13 protein-coding genes and 1 tRNA gene are annotated in these 17353 nt (G+C 40.8%); 5 read left to right on the plus strand and 9 right to left on the minus strand.

Annotation, left to right across the window (positions count from 1 at the left end; all coding sequences use genetic code 11):
- Nucleotides 1-6: 6 nt before the first annotated feature.
- The 3 genes from prs to G626_RS0104815 all read right to left on the minus strand — a co-directional run bounded on the left by prs (nucleotide 7) and on the right by G626_RS0104815 (nucleotide 4275).
- Entirely contained in the window at nucleotides 7-1245 is a 1239-nt protein-coding gene (gene prs, locus G626_RS0104805; RefSeq protein WP_022931654.1) for a ribose-phosphate diphosphokinase, read from the minus strand.
- A 221-nt stretch (nucleotides 1246-1466) separates the two neighbouring features.
- Nucleotides 1467-2486 (minus strand): glycosyltransferase family 2 protein, encoded by a 1020-nt coding sequence (locus tag G626_RS15440; protein ID WP_196800460.1) that lies wholly within the window; start codon nucleotides 2484-2486, stop codon nucleotides 1467-1469.
- Complete coding sequence (locus G626_RS0104815) at nucleotides 2476-4275, minus strand: hypothetical protein (protein WP_022931656.1); 1800 nt, start codon at nucleotides 4273-4275, stop codon at nucleotides 2476-2478. The genes G626_RS15440 and G626_RS0104815 overlap by 11 nt, the downstream gene beginning before the upstream one ends.
- A gap of 122 nt (nucleotides 4276-4397) precedes the next feature.
- Between G626_RS0104815 and G626_RS15445 the strand changes: the two genes are divergently transcribed.
- Nucleotides 4398-4658: a hypothetical protein gene (locus G626_RS15445; protein WP_022931657.1), complete on the plus strand. Its 261-nt coding sequence runs from the start codon at nucleotides 4398-4400 to the stop codon at nucleotides 4656-4658.
- 69 nt (nucleotides 4659-4727) lie between these two features.
- On the opposite strand, the gene G626_RS0104825 is transcribed toward G626_RS15445, so the two are convergent.
- The 3 genes from G626_RS0104825 to G626_RS17290 all read right to left on the minus strand — a co-directional run bounded on the left by G626_RS0104825 (nucleotide 4728) and on the right by G626_RS17290 (nucleotide 7056).
- The gene (locus tag G626_RS0104825) at nucleotides 4728-6146 is read right to left on the minus strand and encodes an alanine/glycine:cation symporter family protein (protein ID WP_022931658.1); all 1419 of its coding nucleotides are present in this window, start codon (nucleotides 6144-6146) and stop codon (nucleotides 4728-4730) included.
- A 190-nt stretch (nucleotides 6147-6336) separates the two neighbouring features.
- Nucleotides 6337-6408 (minus strand) — tRNA-Cys (locus G626_RS0104830).
- 48 nt (nucleotides 6409-6456) lie between these two features.
- On the minus strand, nucleotides 6457-7056 hold the full coding sequence (locus G626_RS17290; protein ID WP_081647489.1) for a TetR family transcriptional regulator: 600 nt from the start codon (nucleotides 7054-7056) through the stop codon (nucleotides 6457-6459).
- A 53-nt stretch (nucleotides 7057-7109) separates the two neighbouring features.
- Here G626_RS17290 and G626_RS0104840 point away from each other — a divergent pair, with 53 nt between their 5' ends.
- From G626_RS0104840 to G626_RS0104855, 4 genes are read left to right on the plus strand one after another with little or no spacing between them, the layout of a single operon-like run.
- The gene (locus G626_RS0104840) at nucleotides 7110-8228 is read left to right on the plus strand and encodes an efflux RND transporter periplasmic adaptor subunit (RefSeq protein ID WP_022931660.1); all 1119 of its coding nucleotides are present in this window, start codon (nucleotides 7110-7112) and stop codon (nucleotides 8226-8228) included.
- A gap of 3 nt (nucleotides 8229-8231) precedes the next feature.
- Nucleotides 8232-11420 (plus strand): efflux RND transporter permease subunit, encoded by a 3189-nt coding sequence (locus G626_RS0104845; RefSeq protein WP_022931661.1) that lies wholly within the window; start codon nucleotides 8232-8234, stop codon nucleotides 11418-11420.
- Nucleotides 11417-12556 (plus strand): hypothetical protein, encoded by a 1140-nt coding sequence (locus G626_RS0104850; RefSeq protein WP_022931662.1) that lies wholly within the window; start codon nucleotides 11417-11419, stop codon nucleotides 12554-12556. Before G626_RS0104845 ends, G626_RS0104850 begins: the two co-directional genes overlap by 4 nt.
- 18 nt (nucleotides 12557-12574) lie before the next feature.
- Nucleotides 12575-13987, plus strand: coding sequence for a TolC family protein (locus tag G626_RS0104855; protein ID WP_022931663.1), 1413 nt, complete (start codon nucleotides 12575-12577; stop codon nucleotides 13985-13987).
- Here G626_RS0104855 and G626_RS0104860 read toward each other — a convergent pair.
- Genes G626_RS0104860 through G626_RS0104870 form a run of 3 tightly spaced genes read right to left on the minus strand, consistent with a single transcriptional unit; the run spans nucleotide 13977 to nucleotide 17352 of the window.
- Nucleotides 13977-14465, minus strand: coding sequence for a hypothetical protein (locus tag G626_RS0104860; protein WP_022931664.1), 489 nt, complete (start codon nucleotides 14463-14465; stop codon nucleotides 13977-13979). The two genes, G626_RS0104855 and G626_RS0104860, sit on opposite strands and share 11 nt — an antisense overlap.
- Nucleotides 14466-14512: 47 nt before the next feature.
- A complete protein-coding gene (locus tag G626_RS0104865; RefSeq protein WP_022931665.1) occupies nucleotides 14513-15082 on the minus strand; it encodes an NUDIX hydrolase in 570 nt (189 codons plus the stop codon).
- The gene (locus tag G626_RS0104870; RefSeq protein WP_022931666.1) at nucleotides 15079-17352 is read right to left on the minus strand and encodes an energy-coupling factor transporter ATPase; all 2274 of its coding nucleotides are present in this window, start codon (nucleotides 17350-17352) and stop codon (nucleotides 15079-15081) included. Before G626_RS0104870 ends, G626_RS0104865 begins: the two co-directional genes overlap by 4 nt.
- Between the last annotated feature and the right edge of the window lies 1 nt (nucleotide 17353).

Genomic DNA, 17353 nt, shown 5'->3' on the forward strand with positions numbered 1-17353 from the left:
TATTCTTTACTCGTGCTTCACAACCTTCTCAATAATATTTCTATTATCAAGCAGTTCGCTCAGCGACTGGTTGTAGTGAATGCGGGTAATAACGTTTGCAAAAAGGCCGCTTACATCTGTACTGATGTACCATTCGCGCTTTAAAAGCTCTTCGTGGTAAACAGCGTTAGTACCAATAATGCGGTAGAAGAGGCCCTTTTCGTAAGCTTCATCAAAGTTCTTAATTGCATCGCCGGTAAAGAAAGGAAGCGAAATGGCACAAATAACCTTTGTCGCACCCTGTCCCTTAAGGAACTCCATAGCTTTAAGAAGAGTTCCACCAGTTCCAAGCATATCATCAGCAAGGAAGGCAACCTTGCCCTTAACGTCACCGAGGAGCTTAACAGACTTAATGTTAGTAGAATGAGCATCCTGAGTTACAATAGAGTAATCGCGCTCCTTGTAAATCATAGCGAGCGGCAGCTTGAGACCGCTTGCGTAGAATTTATTTCTATCAATAGCGCCAGTATCAGGAGAAACAATAACGAGATCTTCTGTTTTTCCGGTCAAATCTACGATCTTAGAAAGCTCGCGGATAATCTGATAGCTGGCATGAAGGTTATCAAGATTACAGGTAGAGAATGCATTAACGATTTCTCGTGAGTGAAGATCCAGAGTAATAATTCGGTCAACACCCTGCATTTCATAAATGTGGCCAAGCAGACTTGCAGTAAGTCCCTCGCGGCCCTTGCGTTTGTGCTGTCTTGCATAAGGATAAGCCGGAACAACCAGAGTGATTTTTTCGGCACCTGCAATTCGTACAGCATCAATAGTTACAAGCAGTGAAACAAGATGATCATTAACAGTCATCTTAATTTTGTTAGCACCGCCGTTGAGAGAAAGCACCTCGTGGTTTTCAACATCCTGGAAAATAAAAACATCTTTTCCGCGGACTGTTTCCAACAACTCAGTTTTCACCTCACCATTGGCAAAATAAGTAAAGCGCGCATTTACCTTGAAAACAGGCGGGCGGTACTTATCGGTTGCACCTCTTATGCACAGATCAGACGTCTGCAAATCGTTCTGCAGATTGATTCTGTTCACAAGCTCTTCTTTAGTCAGCTCATAACGCTTAGACAATACATCGTTCTTCAAGGTGAAGCGGTGTTTGTACATGTGTTTAAGGTGCGTTATGACTTCATTGGCGAAAGCTTCGCCACCAGGACACGCAACAATCGCTAGACTTGTTGGTTCTGTATAAGGCATATCAAACCTCTTTATATAGTGGGATGCTTAGAATATATCAGATTGTTGGCTTTTTAGGAAGTGGGGCAAGACTTTCAAAATGTGGGGAGGAGCCCCTCCCCTCGCTCCCAAGCAAGTCGCTCCACGAAGCGCCCCTGCAAGCAGGGCCGCTTCTCTCCGCTTTGTTGCTTGTCCGCTACCCCACCCAGCGGGGCTCAGTCGCCGCCCCGCAACGCCCGGCTTTATTTACTTTTTTGTAAAGCTTCTTCAATTCTATTTACGAAAGACTCGCCCCAGTATTCACAGAGCCTTTCGCGTGCCTGCGGCTGAAGTTCGGGGATAACCGATTCTTTCAATTGTTTAATATTATTTGCAAGATAAGAACAGCTTTGCAATTGCAGGGCTTCTTTTTGTGTTTGAGAATAACGATCAAGCGGAAGTTCTTTTACTGCCTGAAATAGAATTGTAAATACATTTGCTGTTGAACAGATTTTTTGCCAGCGATCCAGACTTGAAATTTTCTGGAACGAAGAAATTCCAGCATCTACATAATAGCGGTAAACTGGTTGTTTTATTCCTGCATATTTTTTTGCTTCATATGAAATAAAAAAGTATTGGAGAAAATCTTCTGCAAAAACACAGTTCGAAAAAGGAATATGAGAAAGTGCTTCAAGATAAGTTTCTCGCCTGATAAGTTTAGCCCATAAAAAGCCAGTATGATTTTTCTGTACCAGAAAACCATCAAAAACTGCCTGCTCTGTAAGTACACCCTCATAGATCTTATTTGCGTTTTTCTGCATTTGAGAAACGCGTTTTTGAATTATAGTATCAGAGATATTTTCTGTTGCAACAACCTCTGCTCCACCATGAACAATATCAGCCCCTGTACTAATTGCAGTTTCATAAAGGGCCTTTAGTGAATCTGGTAAAAGTTCATCGTCACTATCCAGAATGATGATATAGGGACTGACTGCAGCTTCTATTGCCGTACGTCGTGCTTCCAGAAGTCCAATATTTGTTTTGTGCTCGCGATAAATTATACGGGCACGTGGGATTTTATGTTTTTTTCGAAACTGTTTTATAATTTTATAACAATCTCTGCCAGTCTCGTCAGTACCAGAACTTCCATCGTTTACAACAATAATTTCCCATTCTGTGAACGTCTGAACTGCTACAGATTCCAGTGCCCGAAGCAGCGTACGTTCTGCGTTGAAAACAGGAATACAGACAGAGACTTCAGGGAGTTTTCTTTTAGTCGCCAATTCCAAAATAAGTACCAGTAACAGCTGTAGCGTAAAAACTTACATTAACATCTACTGCTGAAATAGATTCATCAAGTAGATTTACAGTAACAACTCGATTCTTATTTTCACAGGTATTTGGATCTTTTGTAATTGGCGCATCAAGATCAATATAAACTCCGTCATCAACAACAACAAGAATATTATCATCAGGCCTTCTGGCAATAAACTTTCTTGCACCATAGAAATACTGATTTTCCTGATCTTTTGGTGGTGTTATAGGAGAAGATTCCAAGAGCTCCCCGTTAGAGTTATAGGTATTTCCCAAGTACATTCCCAGATAATAGCTTCCATTTGTCCATGTAGATAATGAAAAACCACTACTCAAATCTATTTTCGCAATACCACCTGCACTTACAATATTATAAATCGTTTTTTCAGAATTTAAGTAATTATTAGGTGAGTCAGTATTATTTTGATATTTATAACATGCTATATACAATGTGTTTCCAAATAGTTGAAGATCAGATGCCTGATAAGCTAGAGAACAAGTCTCTTCTTCATTTAAAGTAATTGTTCCATCAGATTCAGAAAGTCTGTATTTTGTTAGTACAGAACCTTGAAGTTTAATCAAATAATCATTACCACCAATTGAAGTAACAATCAGAGATCTCCAATTACTCACATAAAAATTTTGATTAGAATAATATGAAATTTCATTTGTAGAAAGATTCAATTTCACAAAATATTCACCATGTGCTGAATAACCACCTGTTCTTGCTATCTGTAATGGGAAATAAAGAGAGTTGTTATAATAAGTAAGACAATCAATTTTTATTATAGAACCTGCGTAATTTCCTTCAAAATCTCCCGGAAATTTCGCATGTATTAAATTGCTCAAACCTAGCCCCTGTGGTATACCTTCAGTTTTCGCTAATTTATAAATTTCTTCATTTTCAAAATAATAAATACAATCATCAGCAAAACAAAATGTATTTGAAGAAAACATCGGGCTTGTAATAGACTCTCCTCCTGAAATACTAGAAAACAAACTTGCTCCTGTTGTAAATGAAACAGATTTTGTTGTATCAATTACAAGTTTAGATTGTGCATTCTCCTGATATTTCAATACATTCTCAGCATCTCTTCCATTAAACAGTATAATTGGATGATTACTGTCTGGAGATAAAAATTGTTCCACAAAGAACTCTCTGCCATCCAGGCGGATTGTAACATTATTTGAGCCGCTTTTTACAACGAACTCGTCGGAGTAGCCTTCTACAGTTTCTGAAAAAGTGCCAAGTCTTTCGTGCATGTGTTCCATCATTTCTGAGTATTCATCATCGGACATCTGAGAATATACTTCTCTAAATGCGTCTTCATCTATTTCTTCGCCAAACGTAAGAGCAACTTTTATCTTGATTTTACTACCAACGGGTATATTTTCAATTGAAATTGGAGTACCCACAGAAGTATCGAAAAAACTTTGAAGAGCAGCACAATACTCGTCTTCGGAATCAGCATTAACGATTGATTTTGAGAAATCTTTTTGTACACTTGTTTCAAAATTTCCAAGAGTAGAAACTTTAATACTCATTTTGTAAACCATGAAGTTATCAAAATCGCTACCGCTTGTATGTCTGATAGTTCGTGATACACTTCGATTTTTTGAAAGATTCTGTCCAAGATATCTTGCGACGCGGCCTGCATCTAAAGTAACTGAACCTTCCCCTTTCTGAGAAATACCGTTGCTGCATGAAAGAAAAAAAACAGAAAGAGTTATAAAAATCAAAGAGAGACGTATTTTCATAAAAATCTCCTACATAGGTAATTGTTCATATAATTATACCTTATGTTTTTATAATCCGTCAAACTCTCGTGTTTTTTTTATGCTAGAAAACTATTACATCATAAGATGACAAAAACATTAAGGTGATTTATAATGCAAGTACTTTTACAAGAGAAGAAAATGAAAAATTCAGGAGTGATTATTTAGCCGTGAATTTACATGATTATGATATAAGATACGAGGCTCTCCAGGAAGGTGCAGCAATTGGCGAACAGAAAAAAGCCATAGAAAGTGCAATGAACTTTCTGAACGAAGGCGATTCTCCTGAAAAAGTAGCTCGTTGCATTGGTTTACCTTTGGAAGAAGTAAAACAACTTGCTGAAAAAATTGAAAAAAAACAATAACAACACATAATGAATAAGGGCTGGTCTAAAAGACCAGCCCTTATTCATATATTTCTATATTATTTTCGACTAGAGTTTTGGATACTTATCAAAGTATGCCTTAGTCTCTTTAGCAACTAATCCGCTCAAAACAAGCAGAGAGATACAGTTTGGAATTGCCATGAGACCGTTTGTAATATCAGCAATTGTCCATACTGCAGAGATTGTCATGTAAGGTCCGATTGCAACTGCGATGATGTAGAGCCAGCGGTAAACCTTAACTACAGCCATGTTTCCGCCAGTCAAATATTCAAGACATTTTTCTGAGTAGTAGTCCCAGCCAAGAATTGTTGTAAATGCAAAGAATACGAGACAGAGCATAAGAAGGAACTGAACAGAAATATTGTCACCACCAAGAATTGCAGAGAAAGCTTGAGAAGTAAGAGCCGCACCAGTTGCGCCAGAATTCCATACATCTCCACCAGCAAGTACGATAGAAAGACCAGTCATTGTACAGATGATAAGAGTATCAATTACAGTACCAGTCATGTTTACCATACCCTGCTCAACAGGTTCATCAGTCTGAACGGCAGCAGCAGCGATTGGAGCAGAACCAAGACCTGCCTCGTTAGAGAAGATACCGCGGGCAATACCCTTCTGCATAGCCATGCGGATGATTGTTCCGGCAGCAGCACCTGCAATTGCCTTAACACCAGTGTCTACACCAAAAGCACCCTTGAAAATCAGAGCGAAGGCAGCTGGAACTCGAGTAGCATTCATAATGATTACAGAAACACCAAGGAATACATAAATAATAGCCATTACAGGAACAACCTTTTCTGCAACCTTAGAAATACGCTTAAGACCGCCAATTACAACAAGTGCAGTTGCGATTGTGATGATTGCGCCACCAATTACTGTAGCCCATGTATAATCATTTCCAAAAAGAGTGAAAGCAATGTGTTCTTTATTTGCATCGAATGCGTTCTGAACAGCACCACAAATACCGTTTACCTGAGTAAATGTACCGATTCCAAAAAGACCTACGAGAGTTCCGAAAATTGCAAAGAGAATTGCAAGCCACTTCCAGTTCTTACCCATACCCTTTTCAATTACATAGAAAGGTCCACCAAGAACGTGACCGTCTTCCTTAACCTCGCGGTACTTAATAGAAAGCATACATTCTGCATACTTTGTTGCAGTTCCAAGAAGGGCAGCAACCCACATCCAGAAGAGGGCACCAGGACCACCGGCAAGAATAGCAGTAGCAACACCTACGATGTTACCAGTACCAATTGTTGCAGAAAGGGCTGTACAAAGTGCAGAGAAGCCTGAAAGCTCTCCTTTTCCTTCGTTTTCTTTGAAGATGCTCTTAAAAGCACGTCCGAGCTTTGTAAACTGAATACCGCGTGTCGCAATTGTCATTACGATACCAGTAACAAGAATGAGGGCGATTGTTGGGATTCCCCATACAATGTCGTCGATAGTGTTTAGGATTTGTTCAAACATGTTGTTTGTCCCCTTTAAAAAAATTAAGAGCTGGCTCTCAAAAACCAGCTCCCTAAAGAGTAAACAGAACGTATATATTTTATATTGCTCCGTCCCTTATGCCTGAGATATCAGAAACTTCTTACAGAAATATGCAGGAAGATTTCCTAACCCTTCGGCGTCCTGCGGGAATGCAGGAACTCTCCAGAGAAGGTGTGGATAGGAGTCGAACCTACCAATGATGGTTTTGCAGACCAGTCCCTTACCGCTTGGGTACCACACCAAAAAAAATGTATGTTTAATATATAGAAGATAGAGGGGATTGTCAATACTACATACCTTTTTTCCAGGCTTCTTCCAGAACAGATTTTAGGGAGGCAGTGAAGAAGGTTTGCAGGCACTGGCGGAAGATTTCTTTGTCCAGGTCTACGCTGTGGCGGATGTACCAGATAATCTGGGAACTTAAGAGATTTGAATAGCTGTAGCCTACAAAGGATTTTAAGTCTTCAGAAAATGTAACTTTGTTCTGGCTGCCATAATATTCAATTGTTGCCCTTACAAAATCAAGCAGATCTTTTTCAAAAATGATTTTGAGCTGCTGTTCTCCCAGCGACTCGTAAGCACACTGGCAGAAAGCCTGATTTTTATCAATATAATCGAGAACGAAATCCATTGCCTGAGGAATTGTCGCATTAGCATTATGAAAAGAATCTACAATATTCTGCACTTCGCGCGAGTAGGTATAAGAAAGCAGATCATAGTTATTTTCAAAATGATAATAGAATGTATTGCGGTTGATATTGCAGGCCGCAACAATATCCTGCACGGTAATTTTTGAGAAAGGTCTGTCTTTTATCAGCTTTTTGAGTGCCTCAGCCATCTGATTTTTTGTTTCTGAAGGAGTTTCGCTCATACATTCATTATTAGACATTCTCTAAAATTTGTCTATTGTCTTAGAACTTTGATTTTATTAAATTTGTTAGTATGGTCAAACAACTTCGAAAGAATAAATTTCTCCGTTATGCCGTATTTGCTGCTGCGGCTGTTTTTTTTGTATTTATCACTATTCTCGTAACACGTAAAAAGCCTTTGCCGGAAAAGGAAGATGCCCTGCCGGCAGTTGTCATTCAAAAACCTGTTAACGGAAATCTTGTAGAAGCCGTTACCATTTCCGGCTATGTAGAAGCAAATGCTATGATTCCGGTTGTTCCCTTTGTTTCAGGAACAATTATTGACTACCCTGCCCGTGCCGGAGACTTTGTAGAAAAAGATACCCTTCTTGCTAAGATTGATGATGCACCTTTCCGCCAGCAGTTAAAACAGGCAGAGGCTGCTTACTTTGCTGCCAGAAGTACTTTTGACAGAATTGAAAAACTTTTTAAGGCAGGTTCCACAAGTCAGCAGAATTATGATTCTGCTAAGGCCCAGGCAGATGCATCTAAAGCCCAGTACGACCTTGCAAAACTTCAGGTTGATTACACGGAGGTTCGTGCCCCTGTAGACGGAACAATTCTGATTGCAGACCAGGCTGTAGGTGACATTGGAAATCAGAGTCAACCGATTGCTGTTCTTGCAGACCTTTCAAATCAGGTTGTACGCCTTAAGGTACCTGAAAAATATTACGACCTTTTTACCCTCGAACGCGAAAATCTTTCTGTAAAGGTAACCCGCCCTGCAGAAAAGAATATGTTTGAAGATGCAGTTACTACAGCTACTATAGAAAACATTGCTCCCTACGTTTCTCCGGAAAGCAAAAACTTTATGGTTGTCTGTAAGCTTGACCAGGCAGCAGAACGCTTTCGTCCCGGAATGTTTGTAAAGGTTCAGGTTGCTTATAAGACTTATGAAAATGTTCCGCTTATAGCTCTTAAAGCCCGCAAGATGGATGGTTCTTTCTATATTTATGATGAAAACACAAAGACAGTAAAATTTGTTGAAGGTGATAACTTTCCTAACGATGGAGAAAATTTCATTGTACCGGAAGAGTACCGCAATTCTTATATAGTAATGGATGGTCAGAACTTTGTATTCGACGGCCAGAAGGTTCGTCTTTTTGAAGAAGCACTTAAGGAAGCCCAGGCCGGTGCAGTTAGTGGAGAATAACAAATGAAGGTTTCTGAGTTTTCGGTAAAACATCCTGTAATCATCACAATGCTTCTTATTGTACTCGCCGCTTTTGGTTTTTATTCGCTGAGCGGCATGCGTACAGAATTCATGGAAGATATTTCCATGCCTCAGGCAATTGTTTATACAGTATATCCGGGTGCAAGTGCAGAAGATGTTGAAAATGATATTACCAAGGTTCTCGAGGATTCTTTTGTTACCCTGCCCCACTTTAAGGCAATAGATTCAACTTCTTCAAATTCCCTCAGCTGGATTTTAATTACCTATGCGGATGGCTACGATCCTTACGATCAGCTTACAGAGCTGCGCAATAGAATTTCTGAACTCGTAGAACAGCTGCCAGACGGAATTTCCGGAGAGCCTCGTGCCCTCGTCGGCGGAATGTCTATGGTTCCAATCATCAGCTTTTCTGCCAGCTCCGGTCAGGATTCTGCCCGCCTTACCCAGTACCTTCAGGACGAGCTTACACCTCTTCTTACCCAGATTGATGGTGTTTCACAGGTTTCGATAGACGGCGGAAAAGAGCTTGCCGTAAACATAAAGCTGGATGTAGATGCCCTTACTTCAAAAGGAATTGCAGTTTCTACAGTTTATCAGGTTTTGAATTACGGCAATGTTACCCTGCCGCTTGGTAGTGCAAGTTATCAGGACAGGGCAATTCAGGTTCGCTATGCCGGTGGTTTTAATTCTCTTAATGATGTAAGAAATCTTCCGGTTGGAGTAGCAGACGGTTCTACAATAATCCGCCTTAGTGATGTAGCAGATGTTAGTCTCTCCTACCCTGAACAAAACATAACAGTTTCTGACGGCCGCGTTCCACTTACAATTGTAAACGTAACAAAGCGACTCGACGGAGATACGGTAAAAATCTTAAAGAAAGTTAAGAAGGCAATTGCCGACTGCGAAAGAAATACAAACGGTGCAGTTAAATTTCATATCATCAGTGACGACAGCCGTCAGGTTTATGCTTCTCTTAAGGCCGTAATTCAAAGCGGTATTCTCGGTGTAGTTTTTGCTGTTCTTGTAATTCTGCTTTTTATGGCAGACTGGCGCGCAACCCTTACAATCAGTCTTTCAATTCCTCTTTGTATTTTGTTCAGTCTGATTGGACTTCGCATTCTGGATATTTCCCTCAACCTTATGACTCTTTCAGGTCTGGTTATTTCTCTTGGTATGGTAGTTGATGGCTCCACGGTTATGCTGGATCAGATTTACCGCTATTACAAACGCCGCGACCAGGAAACCGGCGAAATGGAATACACAGTTACCCAGAGTATCTACAAGGGCTGGGACGAAGTTTCTGCTTCTATTCTGGCCAGTGCCGCAACAACCATCGTTGTATTTATTCCGATTGCAATGCTGGGCGGACTGATTGGAAGCGTACTTCACGCCGTTGCCGTTACAATCATTCTTGCGATTTTCTCTTCTTTCCTTGTTGCGGTTGTTATTGTTCCATATCTCTTAAAACTCTTTCTTTCTGAAAAGGGGCCAAAGATTCGGGGCAAACCACGAAAGTTCGACCGTGCCATGGACAAGTTCGAACGCATTTACCGCAAGGTACTTGTTATTGCCCTCAACAACCGTGGCTTTGTAGTTCTCGTTGCAGTTTTCCTTTTAGTATTCTCCGGCTTTATTGCCCTGCGTCTTGGCATTGCCTTTATTCCTTCAACAGATTCTGGTGATTTTTATATTTCTACAGAATTCCCTATGGGAACCCAAAAAGAGCAGACTCACGAAAAAATGCTTATTGCCCAGGACCTGCTTTACAGATATGTTCCTGAAATTGATAATGTAGTAATTTATGAAGGCCAGGGAGATTCTTCTAACTTCTCTTCTGTTTCTACTCCTCACTACAGCTACACCCACGTGGTACTTGTACCGGTTGCAGAACGAAAGCGGGATGTTCACGACATTATGCTGCAGGTGCAGGAGGTCTGGTCTGCCGTTCTTCCAGACTCAAAGGTTTCTGTGCAGAATGGTGGTTTTGATAAACTCGTAGGTTATGTTTCTGACGGCGGTGGCTACGGAATCACTTTGATTTCGGAGGACTTGAATGTGCTTTATGAGACGGCCAGCCGTATTAAAGATTTTCTGGAGACAGATCCCGAGGTTGTAACAGCCAAGCTCGATACCGACTTTGATACAAGCACTATGATTATTGATATGAGCCAGGAATATCTGAGCTCTCTTGGTATTACAAGTTATGAGGCAGGAATTACTTCTGCCATTCTCTTTCAGGGAATGGACTGCGGCCGCTACAAGGATCTGGAAAGCGGAAAACGCTACGACCTGAAAATCACTTCGAATATTACAGATAAAAACATTACTGCAGATGATATTTCTAATCTGCACATAGTTACTCAGAATGGGCAGAATGTTTCTTTTGCAAATCTTTCTGATATCCGTGTGGAAAAATCTATTTCGCAGATTAACCATTCAGACCGGGCAAAAAAAATTACGATTACTGCATCTCTGGTTAGCGAAGACACAAGCGGTGTCTCACAGCGTGTAAATCAGTTTATTGCAAATAATCCTCTGCCTAACGGAGTAAAATCTAAGGCCGGTGGTATTATGGCCCTTATCGGCGACATGATTACTCCTATGATTTCTGCTCTCCTTATTGCTGTCTTTCTGGTTTACACCGTTATGGTTATTCAGTTTGAAAGATTTAAGCAGCCGCTTTTGATTATGGTAACAATTCCTTTCTGTTTTATTGGTGTTGTTGCTGGACTTTTGATGTTCGGTTCAACTCTCAACCTGCTCTCCCTTCTTGGTTTGATTTCGCTTGCGGGTGTTGTTGTAAACAACGGAATTATTCTGGTAGATTATATTAATCAGCTGAGAGTACAACGACGTCAGGTTATTGCAAAGACAAAGGGAACTCAAAACCGCGACGGCGAATGGGAAATTGCGCTTACTCCGGAGCAGGAAGAAGAACTCTTAAGAACTTCTGTTCTCGATGGAGCCGCAAGCCGTATCAAACCTATTTTGATTACTACCCTTACTACCCTGCTTGGCGATATTCCAATGGCCGTAGCAAAGGGAGAAGGTTCAGAGCTTTATGCTTCAATGGGTCAGGCAATTGCGGGCGGACTTCTAACTTCCACCCTTATTACATTGATTTTAATTCCAGTTATCTACTATATTTCTGAAAAGAGAGGTCTAAAATGAAAAAAACATTTTTCACAACATTGTCACTTTTAGTAATTCTTAATTTCTTTACAGGCTGCTACTCCGTATTCAATGGAGGAACAGGCGGACTTATTGTTGATGCAGAAAGCACATCATCTCCCAAAAGAGGAATTGCTAATGTTGATATTTATGCTTATACAAGTGAAAGTGATCGTGATTCAGATTTTGAAGACTGGCAGGAAAACACTGTCTTTTCTCCATCAACTTCTTACTACGGACACACCTCTACAGACGCTGAGGGCAGCTTTGTAATTTCCAATATTGTCTGGAAAGAAAGCAGTCCTGATTTCGGAAAGGATGCTGATTACACAACTATTTATCTTTTGTACTATCATGAAAATTACGGGCTTACAAAAGACCAGACCGTAATCACCTCCGACAGTACAAGTGATACCGTTTATGCAGAACTTACAGCCATCAAAAAAACAACTGCCCTTAACATTAGTATTTACGATGTTGCAACTTCAAATCTTACTTCAAACAATGTGCTGGTAAAGGTATCTGTTCCTCAGAACACAGATACAATTGACGCTCCTGCAAAGGTTTATGAACAGATAATCGCAGGAAACGGAAGCATTAATATCAGTTACCCGCGATGGAAAAATGCTGATGACAAAGCTGCAGGCAAAGAAAACACACCTGAAGTTAGTCTTACCTATTCTCAAAGTGCCGACACAATTACCTGGAAGGCCTGCGCAAATAACGAAGCAGCCGGAGATTATGCCTTCCTGACAGACAACTTTAGAATCAATAAAACAATTCAGAACACTTCTTATAATATTTCGCTCTATGGAAAGGCTACAAGAGTGGCTGTACCGACTGTAAGTGGAACATATGGCACAAATGATGGCGTTATCCTGTCTATGAAGGCAAGTGACTCTTCCGGCAATTTCACAATTGATTGCGGAGAAACAACAACTTATGCACAGACCATTGGCACCAGTGGAACTCAAACACACGGTAATTTCAGCGGTCTTGGCAGCGGTTTTTATATTGATGACGCTGCTTACACGGGAAAGTATAAAGAAATTCAAGTTAAATTTATTTCAAGCGGAAGTGACATTTCTCAGAAAACTCTCCGTAGTGACATCGCATCTTACAACTTTACCCTCTAGCAAAAAGGATTTTTACGAATGAAAATCAAAAAACTGATTTTTACATTTGCACTTTTCTCAACCATATTAGTCTCGGCTAACTCACAGACTGAAGAAACTTCATCCGCTTACACACTGGACACTCTCCTTTCTGTAACAAGACAAAATCATCCGGAACTGCTCAAGCTGCAGGAAGAATACCGCCGCAGTCTTTTAGATGTAAAAGATGCCTGGTGGTCTCTTGGTCCAACCGTAGACCTGCAGGCCAGCGGAACTTATATGGTAAATCCTCCGCTTGGAGCAATGTATGTAAATTCAGATGATATAATCAATGCGATTCAATGGAATGGAACAAAACCTAGAAACAGCGGTCAGCGAATAAAAATTTATGACGGCATGGAAAATACCCTTTACAACCTGCAGCTCGACATAACCCAGCCGATTTTTACCTGGGGAAAAATTACGAATGCAATCAAACTTTATAATCAGGTTTCGCAGATTAAACTTAACCAGATTACCCAGCAGCAGGACCAGCTTGAAACAGAATTAAAAACCAGACTCTTAAGCCTTTATTATATGAACAGAATTCTTTCCCTTCTGGATGAAGAAGAAAATTATGCAAACCGCATGGTAGAAGTAAGCGAAAATGCAGAAAAATCTGGAATGGTAATTCACCAGGATGTTGTTGATGCCAAAATTCAGGCAAAGGAACTGGAAATTGCAAAACAGGATTTGGTTGAAAACATCAAGGATCAGCTGCTGGAACTTGAAAGAATTACAGGAATTACAGAACTTAAATTTGAAGAAATAGATTACAGCTTTGTCCCTGCACTTGAAGAAGACTTTAATGTTCTGCTGAACTCAGAGCCTGATGAACTTGAAAATCAGATTCTCTCCGGAAATCAAACTTCCATGAAAATGCTCACCCAGCTGGAAGAAGTAAGCAGAACCGCAGAAAAAATTTCACGAGGCTATGAAAACTGGAAGCCGGACTTTGCCCTGCAGATGAGCGGCGGCTATTCAGGTTCCCGCTTTCCTTTATTTGAACCTAACTGGCGCCGTAAGGATGATTATTCAATAAATATTTCTATAGGTCTGAAAACCACAATCTGGGATGGCGGTAAAAAAATCCGTGATATTTCCAGAAAAATGAGTGAAGTTGAAACTGCCTCTATAAACAAAAATGATGCACGCTCAACTATAAGCAAGACCTTTAATTCCGAATGGAATGCGGCCCAGGCCTGCACAATGAAAATTGAATATCAGGATTTGAAGATTGAATCGGCAGAAGCAAAAATTGACCAGAAACAGCTTATGTATGAATCCGGTTACGGTTCAGAAAGCGATGTTCTTTCTGTAAAAATAGAACGCTGCAATGCCCAGATAGAAAAAGAAAAGCAGACTCTCGCACGGGCAAGAGCCTGCCTTACAATTGAATATCTTAAGAAGTAACTTTAGAAAGCAAAATACTGCGGACCTCTTGAGCTTCGTTTGAGTTATCAAGCTGGAGCTGACGAGGGCCATGCTTTGTAGAAAGCTTAACTACATTTTCAGGCGTACTTCCGTCTGCTTCTAAGACAGCTGTAAGTTCTGAAAATCTGATTATCTCCGAACCATTAATTATCATATTTTCATAAACTCCGTTTACCGGCAGTAGAGTACTTTCTTTTAAGGCGATAAAAAGCCCCAGAACAGCACAGTAAGGAATTACAAAATTCATTTTGCCAAAATCTACTGCAATAGAAAGAACCAGAAGAATGTAGGCCGTTGGAATTGCGATAAAGAGCAGCTTCGATTTTCTTTTTGCAAATGAAAGTTTTTTTTCACCAGCCTCCTTCATCAGATGATTTTTCCAGAAGGGCATACCCACGCAGATTACTGCCATAAGAATAAAAGGAATAATTGCAAAGAAAATAAAATCTAATTTCATTATCAGTCCTCCATAGATTCTGAAACAAGTTCAGAATGACATTTTTATCATTCTTTTGAAATCATTTTTTTTAATGTATATCTTGCGCTTTCAAAAGCGAGTGGAATTTTTTCAATATCCTCCAGACTTTCAACTTTATAAGAAGCAAAGCCTGCAACTTCGCTTTCTTCTGCTTTAAGAGATTTTATAAAATCATCGATTGTTTCAAATTGAGGAGGCAGCTCTGCTGTAAAAAAGATGTCGCAGGTTTTGTATTCAATATTTTTATACTCATAAGTATTTGGAGCCGAACACAAAAACTTTACTTCCTTTACTTCTACACCAATTTCTTCCCGGCATTCCCGGATTGCTGCTTCTTCTGCACTTTCGTCAAAATCTACAAAACCACCCGGAACGGCTGCATAACCTTTTCTCGGCTGCTTGGCACGAATCTCAAAAAGCACGTTATTATAGCGGTCGCGGATTACTACTCCAACTGCAGCCGCTACATTGTTATAAAGATCAAAGCCACATTCAGGGCAGATCCATTTTCTGTTTCCGTGATTTTCTATTTTATTACTGCCGCACATAGGGCAGGTCTTAAAATCATTTTTCAAACCATTTATCTGCTTTGTCATTTAAAGCACCTCATTGTAATTGCATCTGCAAGAGCCTCGGACCTTTTTATAGACTGGATTATAAGCGGAACTATAAGAGGAAGCACTGCCTTCATCTTAGCTATTTTTCCTTTTACCTGGCCCAGGCCACCGCGGATAGTTTGTGTTTTTAAAATTGAAACCGCCTCGTCTACAAGCAGCGGAATGAATCTGAAGATTATTTCAATTACCAGAATTAAGTAACGGACCGGCAGTCTGCAGAGACGGAGCGGAGTAAGTAAAACATTAAGTCCGTCCATAAGAGCATATTCCGGAGTAGATACGAAAAATCCTGATATAAAGGCAAGTGCTGCATCTGTACGGATAATTGCTGCCAGACAGAAAAGCAATTTTGATGGCGTTACCATAAACCATTTCCAGCTGGTATAGCGAACCTCATCTGGTAAAGCCGGATGAAAAATCATCTGGAAGATACTGAAAAATAAAAGGAAGGGAAGAATCTTAAGGCTTGCAATAAGCAGGCGTTTAAGCGAAAAGCCACATAGTATACAGTAAAGCAGACCTGTAAAAAGAGCCGCCACACAAAGCCAGAGTGGTCTTATTGCCAGAGAGCAGACAAAGAGAATTGTGAACAAAAGAATGCGGAGCGCAGGCGGCAGTTTTTCTACCGGGGCTATTTTCTTGCGGCGCGAACGGGACAAACCCAGAGACAACTTTTTTAAGCCCGCAATAAGACTTGCCGAATCAGAAGGAGGCAGTTCTGATAATGCAGGTTTCGGTGGTTTCGGTGGTTTCGATACACGACGCTGCGCGTCGCACTCAACCACCGTAGAGTCGCTCTTAACAACCTGATCTAAAGTATCACTCTCAACTCTTCCGTTTTTAATTACAATTTCACGGTCGGCATAGTCTGCCTCGTCTCGTTTATGAGTAGAAAAGATTACCGTCTTTCCTTCATCTGCAAGCCGGCGCAAAAGCTTCATCACCTCTTGTCTTGCGCTGCTATCCAGACCTGCCGTAGGCTCATCAAACATAATCACATCTGCATCCAGAGCAAGAATTCCTGCAATGGCAAGCCTTCTCTGCTCGCCGCCGGAAAGCTCAAAGGTTCTCCGCTCTCCAAACTGGTCAAAAGGAAGAGCCGCTTGGTTCATGCAAGTCTTTACTCTTTCTATCAGCTGGCTGCCGCTAAGTCCCCGGTTTCTGGCTCCAAAAGCAACATCATCTGCGGCGAATGGTTCAAAAAGAGCCGCCTGTGCATTCTGCTGGGCAAGCACCGGACGGCTATTTTTTTCAGACAAGCCAGCCCCGGCCGCGACTTTTATTTCTCCACTCTGAGGAATCAAAAGTCCTGCACACAATTCCATAAGCGTAGATTTACCGGCCCCGGAAGGTCCTGTAAGTGCCGTAAGACTTCCCTTGTAAAAATCAAGATTAATATCAAAAACGCCGTGTCCACTGGTGGTTGAGTAGTCCGAAGGATGTTTCGAAACCACATCATGAACATACGTAAGCTTTTCAATTTTCAGGCTTGTTTCTAAAGGTGGTTTCGATACATGACGCTGAGCGTCACACTCAACCACCGGAAAGTTTCTTTTATTTTTCGGCAAATCTTCTCCGCATATACGGCGGATATTTTCCCTGTTTTCCAGAAAAGCTTTTTGTGTTCCATAAAAAAACACCCGTCCATCTTCCATACCCAGAACAGTATCTGCATCTTTGAGAGTTTCCAGATCATGAGTAATCTGAATGATTGTATTTCCGCATTTATGCCAGTAGCGGATAAAATCTAAAATCTCTGAACGGGATTCCGGATCCAGCATGGAAACTGCTTCGTCTAAAATCAAAATCTCCGGCCTCAGGGCTATAACTCCGCTAAGGGCGATTTTCTGAGTCTGCCCCAGAGATAAAGCCGAAGTTGAAGAGCCCGCCCTGTCCAGCATATCTACAATGTTCAAAGATTCAATAACACGAAGCTCTACTTCACTTTCGGACAAGCCCAGATTCTGAGGTCCAAAGGCTGTATCCCGGGAAACAAGCCCGCTTACAAGCTGATCTTTAGGAGACTGAAAAACTATTCCTATTCTGTTATTTTCTTTGATTTCTATAGTACCGGAATCAGCTTTTTCAAGACCACAGAGAAGCCGGGCAAGGGTACTTTTACCGCATCCGTTATAACCAACGACAGCAACATAAGAGCCCTTTTCAATGCCAAAAGAAACATCAAAAAGGGCCGCCTTATTACTCTGCGGATATTTAAAGTTTAGATTTTTAACTGTTATTACGCTCAAT

Origin of the sequence: Treponema bryantii NK4A124 (genome assembly GCF_000421345.1) — a bacterium.
In the GTDB taxonomy this organism is placed as follows: Bacteria; Spirochaetota; Spirochaetia; order Treponematales; family Treponemataceae; genus Treponema_D; species Treponema_D bryantii_B.

Excerpts from the sequence above, each read along its gene's own strand:
- G626_RS0104855 (WP_022931663.1), top strand. The coding sequence starts at position 12,575 with ATGAAAATCAAAAAACTGATTTTTACATTTGCACTTTTCTCAACCATA.
- G626_RS0104815 (WP_022931656.1), bottom strand. The coding sequence starts at position 4,275 with ATGAAAATACGTCTCTCTTTGATTTTTATAACTCTTTCTGTTTTTTTT.
- G626_RS0104850 (WP_022931662.1), top strand. The coding sequence starts at position 11,417 with ATGAAAAAAACATTTTTCACAACATTGTCACTTTTAGTAATTCTTAAT.
- G626_RS0104860 (WP_022931664.1), bottom strand. The coding sequence starts at position 14,465 with ATGAAATTAGATTTTATTTTCTTTGCAATTATTCCTTTTATTCTTATG.
- G626_RS0104865 (WP_022931665.1), bottom strand. The coding sequence starts at position 15,082 with ATGACAAAGCAGATAAATGGTTTGAAAAATGATTTTAAGACCTGCCCT.
- G626_RS0104845 (WP_022931661.1), top strand. The coding sequence starts at position 8,232 with ATGAAGGTTTCTGAGTTTTCGGTAAAACATCCTGTAATCATCACAATG.
- G626_RS0104840 (WP_022931660.1), top strand. The coding sequence starts at position 7,110 with ATGGTCAAACAACTTCGAAAGAATAAATTTCTCCGTTATGCCGTATTT.
- G626_RS17290 (WP_081647489.1), bottom strand. The coding sequence starts at position 7,056 with ATGTCTAATAATGAATGTATGAGCGAAACTCCTTCAGAAACAAAAAAT.
- G626_RS0104825 (WP_022931658.1), bottom strand. The coding sequence starts at position 6,146 with ATGTTTGAACAAATCCTAAACACTATCGACGACATTGTATGGGGAATC.
- prs (WP_022931654.1), bottom strand. The coding sequence starts at position 1,245 with ATGCCTTATACAGAACCAACAAGTCTAGCGATTGTTGCGTGTCCTGGT.